The following is a 233-nucleotide window of genomic DNA, read 5'->3' as shown; positions in this document are numbered from 1 at the left end:
CGGGGATCGAGCGTATTGAGACCGTGCCGGTTGATCGCCTGATACGGGGTATGCCGGTGCGCGGCCTGAAATCCCGCCTCTTTGTGCGTCAGTCAGCCTTCGGAGGCGAAGGCTCACTGTATCTCTTCGGCACAGTGCTTGCGCATTTCCTCTCCCTCTATGCCAGCGTGAACGCGTTTCATCTGCTGGAAGTGTACAACCTGGACAACAAGGAGTGTTACCGATGGCCGGTG

1 protein-coding gene is annotated in these 233 nt (G+C 58.4%); it reads left to right on the top strand.

Annotated features, from left to right (window positions below; translation table 11 throughout):
• A partial coding sequence (locus DEO48_RS24860; RefSeq protein WP_181367055.1) for a type VI secretion system baseplate subunit TssF occupies positions 1 to 233 on the top strand: 233 nt, incomplete at both ends.

The sequence above is a fragment of the Enterobacter sp. CGMCC 5087 genome (assembly GCF_003144775.1).
GTDB classification, from domain to species: domain Bacteria; phylum Pseudomonadota; class Gammaproteobacteria; order Enterobacterales; family Enterobacteriaceae; genus Enterobacter; species Enterobacter cloacae_M.
This window is presented reverse-complemented; position numbering and strand designations above follow the sequence as displayed.